Genomic DNA, 5,248 nt, shown 5'->3' on the forward strand with positions numbered 1-5,248 from the left:
TTTTCTTCTTCCTAAAACTAGCAATTACCAAAATAATCATACCTGTAGTTACTGATAAATCGGCCATATTAAAAATACCAGTTTTAAAAACACCACCAAAATCGATATGCCAAAAATCGGTAACAGATCCAAATACAAAGCGATCATAAACATTAGCAATTCCACCACCAATAATACTTGAGAATGCAAAAAGAGAAAGATTGTCTAATGTTTTATCTTTTAAAATATGACGCAGTACAAATGCTAAAACTACAATAGGTAAAACGAGTAATAAAACAATCCTTAAAGTATCATTTAAATCACTACCCATGCCTAAAAAAGCACCTTTGTTTTCTACATTATGTAAGGTGAAATAATTACCAATAATTTCAGATTGACTTCCAGCTACAACTTGAGTCCTAACCCAAATCTTTGAAACTTGATCTAAAGCGATTGTGATAATAATTACTGAAAAAATAAAAATGGAGCGTCTAGATAGTTTCATTTAGCTATTACTTTCAAAAGTTGCTGAAGCAGTTTCAGCCTCTCTGTTAATTTTCTTTACCAAACCTTGCAATACTTTACCTGGGCCCACTTCAGTAAACAACGTTGCACCATCAGCTATCATTTGCTGCACAGATTGTGTCCAACGCACAGGCGCAGTTAATTGAGATATTAAGTTTGCTTTTATTTCAGCTTCATTAATTACAGCATTTGCTGTTACATTTTGATAAATTGGGCAATTGGGTTTGCTAAATGTTGTGTTTTCAATAGCTGCTGCTAATTCTTCACGAGCAGGTTCCATTAAAGGTGAATGAAAAGCGCCGCCAACAGGTAATACTAAAGCACGTCTTGCACCTTCTTCTTTTAAAGACTCACAAGCTCTGTTAATGGCATCAACTTCACCAGAAATTACTAATTGTCCAGGACAATTATAGTTTGCTGCTACCACAACACCTTCAGTCATGGCGCATATTTTTTCAACAATATCATCATCTAAACCTAAAACGGCAGCCATCGTGCTTGGTTTAATTTCGCAAGCTTTTTGCATCGCGATAGCACGTTGCGACACTAACTTTAAGCCATCCTCAAAATTTAAGCTTTCGTTGGCTACTAAAGCTGAAAATTCTCCTAAAGAATGTCCCGCAACCATATCTGGTTTAAAACTGTCGCCTAAAGTTTTTGCTAAAATTACTGAGTGTAAAAATATAGCGGGCTGTGTTACTTTGGTTTCTTTTAATGCTTCAGCAGTACCTTCAAACATCGTATCAGTAATATTGAAACCTAAAATATGGTTTGCTTTTTCAAATAATTCTTGTGCTAAAGTAGAATTTTCATAAAGATCTAAACCCATTCCTGAGAATTGAGCGCCTTGACCTGGAAATATATATGCGTTCATATTAATTTTTAATTATAATGCTGCAAAAATAGGAATTATTAACTATTATCAATGGTTTTAATAACTTTTGCTGGGTTGCCAGCAATTACTACATTATCTGGGAAACTTTTAGTTACTACAGATCCAGCACCAACTACTACATTGTTACCTAAAGTTACACCTGGGCAAATAGTACTGTTGCCACCAATCCAAACATTATTGCCAATTACAATTGGTTTACCAAACTCTAAACCACTATTACGTTCTTTAGCTTTTAAAGGATGTGTTGCAGTATAGATTTGGACATTAGGAGCAAGCATAACATTGTCTCCAAAGGTAACGGTACAAATATCTAAGATGCAGCAATTAAAATTCATATATAGATTCTTTCCTCCTTTAATATTATAACCATATTCACAGAAAAAAGGAGGTTCTATATAAAGACTATCATCTACATTTTTAATAAGTTGTTTCACTGCCATATTTCGTTTTACTTCATCTTTAACACTGAGTGTATTAATAGTATTCAATAATAACCTAGCATTATATCTGTCTTTTGAAAGTCCTTGATCAGAAGGTTTGTATAATTTCCCAGCAATCATTTTTTCTTTTTCGGTCATAATCAGAATTCGTTATTACAATAAGGGTTAAGATAGTGAAAATTATAAATTTTGAGTTGCTGCTTCGGCACAACGCTCACCATCCATAGCTGCCGAAATAATGCCCCCAGCATAACCTCCACCTTCTCCACACGGAAATAAACCTTCAATTTCTGGATGTTCTAAATTGTCTTTTCGCGGAATATTAACTGGCGATGAGGTTCTAGATTCTACACCAACAACATTTGCTTCTTCGGTATAGTATCCTTTCATTTTTTGTCCAAAAGCCTCGAAACCCTTTCGTAATCTACTACCTATTAATTTTGGTAAAAGTGAATGCAATGGAGCAGAGTTTAACCCGGGTTGATACGACGTAGTATTCAAAGTATTTGATAAGCGACCTTCAACAAAATCGGTTAAACGTTGCGCTGGAGCTGTCTGACTTCTTCCGCCAGCGGTAAAAGCTAATTTTTCTAAATTCTTTTGATATTCTAAACCCTTTAAAACACCAAACTGCTCATATTTTTTTAAATCTTGTTCAGCATTAATTTCTACTACAATGCCCGAATTTGCATATAAATTATTGCGTTTAGAAGGCGACATGCCGTTAACAACTACCTCGCCATTTGCAGTCGCCGCAGGCACTATAAATCCGCCAGGACACATGCAAAACGAATACACACCACGCTCGTTTACTTGCTGTACTAATCCGTAAGAAGCAGCAGGAAGTAACTCGTGGCGTTCACCAGAGCAATGGTATTGAATACGATCAATAATATGTTGTGGATGCTCCACCCGAACACCCATAGCAAATGATTTTGCCTTTAAAGCAATCTTCTTTTTATGCAGTAAATAATAAATATCGCGAGCCGAATGTCCTGTTGCTAGAATAACACGGTTAGCCATCATTTCGTCACCATTTTGCAATTGAATAGCTTGTATTTTGTTGTTTTTTATAGTAAAATCTACAACGCGTGTTTCAAAATGAATTTTGCCACCATACTTTAAAATGGTTTCTCGAATATTGGTGACTACTTTTGGTAATTTGTTGGTGCCAATATGCGGATGCGCATCGACTAAAATCTGATCGGTTGCCCCATGAAAAACGAGGTTTTCAAAAATGCGACGAACATCGCCACGTTTTAAACTTCGTGTGTACAATTTACCATCGCTATACGTGCCTGCACCACCTTCGCCAAAACAATAGTTAGAATCTTCGTTTACAAAATGATCTTGATTTATAGCTTTTAAATCTCTACGGCGGTCTTTTACATTTTTTCCACGCTCTAAAACAATAGGTTTAAAACCGAGTTCTATACAGCGCAAAGCGGCATACATACCTGCTGGACCAAACCCAATAATATGAATGGGTTTAGCTTTTGATACATCTTTATAATGAAAGCTGTATTCTGAGTTTTTTGGTAAAGCTTCTTTAATATAAACTGCAACTTTATAGTTGAGAATTATTTTTGGTTTTCTAGCATCAATCGATTTTCTAAGAATTTTTACACCCGTAACATCACTTTTATTGATATTGAGTTTTAGTGCTGATTTAAAAACTAAAATATCGGGTTGTTCTTCTTCTTTAAGTGTAATGCGAAGTTGAATTTCTTTTACCATGTTGCGAAATTACGGAAAATAGAATATGTAGTAGAAAAGAACTTTATTGGTTGTTAAATGAAGTTATCAATTTTTTCTAACAAAACCAAGTTTAACTAAATCTTCTCATAAGTCAAAAACGAAAACTCATACTCATGGTTTTCATCTTTTTTATGAAAGGTGTTTGCGGTTTCTTTCCAAACGGCTGTATCAATTTTTGGAAAAAACGTATCGGCTTCAAAACTTTCGTGTACGCGTGTTAGCTCAATTTTATCGACTAAAAGCATGGCTTGTTTGTAAATTTCGCCACCACCAATTATAAAAGGTTGTGAATCGTTTTTTGCAACGTCTAAGGCATCTTCTAGTGAGTTTACTAGAATAACACCGTTGGGCACTTTGTAATCTTGCTGTCTTGAAATAACCACGTGTGTTCTGTTTGGTAAGGGTTTCGGGAAACTTTCAAAAGTTTTGCGACCCATAATAATATGATGTCCATTTGTTAGGTTTTTAAAGCGTTTTAAATCGTCACTTAAATGCCAAATGAGTTTATTCCCTAATCCAATCGCATCATTTTCTGCGGCAGCGACTATTATTGTCAATTCTCTTTTTGGTTTTGGGTTTTGGGTTTTAGGTGATGCTTCATTATAAACTTCGCTTTGAGCTATTAACCTTTCTTCTTTTACAAAACCTTGTTTTAGTTTGTTTATACGTTCTTGTTGTTTTGCTACAAGCTTTTCTAGTTGGTCTTTCTCCCAAGATTTCCCCATAAATTTATGGGTAACAAACACATTGAACGCATGATATAAGAAAAAGAAAAGCCATAACAAAATGGCAAATAAAAACCATTCTTTACCAAATAAAGTAAATTCTTTGCCAATACCTAAAACGGTGTTAGCGATAATTAAAAAGACACCGCCTATTAAAAAAACAACAAAATGAATGTATAAGCGTTTTTTTTGTTTGATGCGTTTTTGCGCATTTTCAATAAGCTCCAATTGAGCTAAATCTATCTGAGGTTTTTGTTTTTTCTTTCCGAACATATCAATTATATAATGATTGTAAAGTTAAAACTTTTAGTAATACCATTAAAAAGATAATTAAGGCTTAAAATCGAAAACGTTTTCGGTTTTATATCATTAAAATTCAGATAAAAAATAACTAATATCCTTTATCATTTCGGTAATTTATTAGTTAAAAAAAATGAATCCTTTAAATTATTGTAAAGTCATATTATTAAATTGATAATTATTTGATGTAAAGCATTTTAAATGGTTATGGATATTTAATTGTTTTATAAATTTGCAGCGTAAAATAGATTATAAATAAAAAAATAAATCATGGCTATTACAAAACAATATTTAAAAAGTAAACCGATATGTAAAGTTACTTTTTCTGTTCCTGCAGAAGACGCAAAAGAAGTAGCAGTAGTTGGAAGTTTTAACGATTGGAATACTGAAGCAACAACACTTAAAAAATTAAAGAACGGTACTTTTAAAGGAACTTTAAACTTAGAAAAAGATAATTCTTATGAATTTAGATACCTTGTAGATGGCGCTTATGTTAATGATGAGCAAGCAGATGCTTATGCTTGGAATGATTATGCATCAGCAGAAAATGGTGTATTAAACGTTTAGTTAAATCCAAAAATCAATTAAACTAAAAAAGTGCCTTCAATTTAATTGAAAGCACTTTT

Annotated in this window: 6 protein-coding genes; 1 reads left to right on the top strand and 5 read right to left on the bottom strand. The window is 33.4% G+C overall.

The features are described from left to right. From lspA to AADI82_RS13580, 5 genes are all read right to left on the bottom strand, one after another. On the bottom strand, positions 1–484 hold a 484-nt coding region (lspA, locus tag AADI82_RS13560), incomplete at its 3' end, for a signal peptidase II (protein ID WP_341216962.1). Next, positions 485–1,378 carry an ACP S-malonyltransferase gene (gene fabD / locus AADI82_RS13565; RefSeq protein WP_341216963.1) on the bottom strand — a complete coding sequence of 298 codons (894 nt, stop codon included), beginning with the start codon at positions 1,376–1,378 and terminating at the stop codon, positions 485–487. A 38-nt stretch (positions 1,379–1,416) separates the two neighbouring features. Further along, complete coding sequence (locus AADI82_RS13570) at positions 1,417–1,977, bottom strand: sugar O-acetyltransferase (RefSeq protein WP_341216964.1); 561 nt, start codon at positions 1,975–1,977, stop codon at positions 1,417–1,419. Between the two features lie 42 nt (positions 1,978–2,019). Further along, the gene (locus tag AADI82_RS13575; RefSeq protein WP_341216965.1) at positions 2,020–3,576 is read right to left on the bottom strand and encodes an FAD-dependent protein; all 1,557 of its coding nucleotides are present in this window, start codon (positions 3,574–3,576) and stop codon (positions 2,020–2,022) included. A gap of 95 nt (positions 3,577–3,671) precedes the next feature. After that, a complete protein-coding gene (locus tag AADI82_RS13580; RefSeq protein WP_341216966.1) occupies positions 3,672–4,595 on the bottom strand; it encodes a dihydrofolate reductase in 924 nt (307 codons plus the stop codon). Positions 4,596–4,892: 297 nt separating this feature from the next. Here AADI82_RS13580 and AADI82_RS13585 point away from each other — a divergent pair, with 297 nt between their 5' ends. Beyond that, positions 4,893–5,189 carry an isoamylase early set domain-containing protein gene (locus tag AADI82_RS13585; RefSeq protein ID WP_341216967.1) on the top strand — a complete coding sequence of 99 codons (297 nt, stop codon included), beginning with the start codon at positions 4,893–4,895 and terminating at the stop codon, positions 5,187–5,189. Positions 5,190–5,248 lie beyond the last annotated feature (59 nt).

Origin of the sequence: uncultured Wocania sp., from assembly GCF_964021735.1 — a bacterium.
Classification (GTDB): Bacteria; Bacteroidota; Bacteroidia; order Flavobacteriales; family Flavobacteriaceae; genus Wocania_A.

Excerpts from the sequence above, each read along its gene's own strand:
- fabD (WP_341216963.1), bottom strand. The coding sequence starts at position 1,378 with ATGAACGCATATATATTTCCAGGTCAAGGCGCTCAATTCTCAGGAATG.
- AADI82_RS13580 (WP_341216966.1), bottom strand. The coding sequence starts at position 4,595 with ATGTTCGGAAAGAAAAAACAAAAACCTCAGATAGATTTAGCTCAATTG.
- AADI82_RS13575 (WP_341216965.1), bottom strand. The coding sequence starts at position 3,576 with ATGGTAAAAGAAATTCAACTTCGCATTACACTTAAAGAAGAAGAACAA.
- AADI82_RS13585 (WP_341216967.1), top strand. The coding sequence starts at position 4,893 with ATGGCTATTACAAAACAATATTTAAAAAGTAAACCGATATGTAAAGTT.
- AADI82_RS13570 (WP_341216964.1), bottom strand. The coding sequence starts at position 1,977 with ATGACCGAAAAAGAAAAAATGATTGCTGGGAAATTATACAAACCTTCT.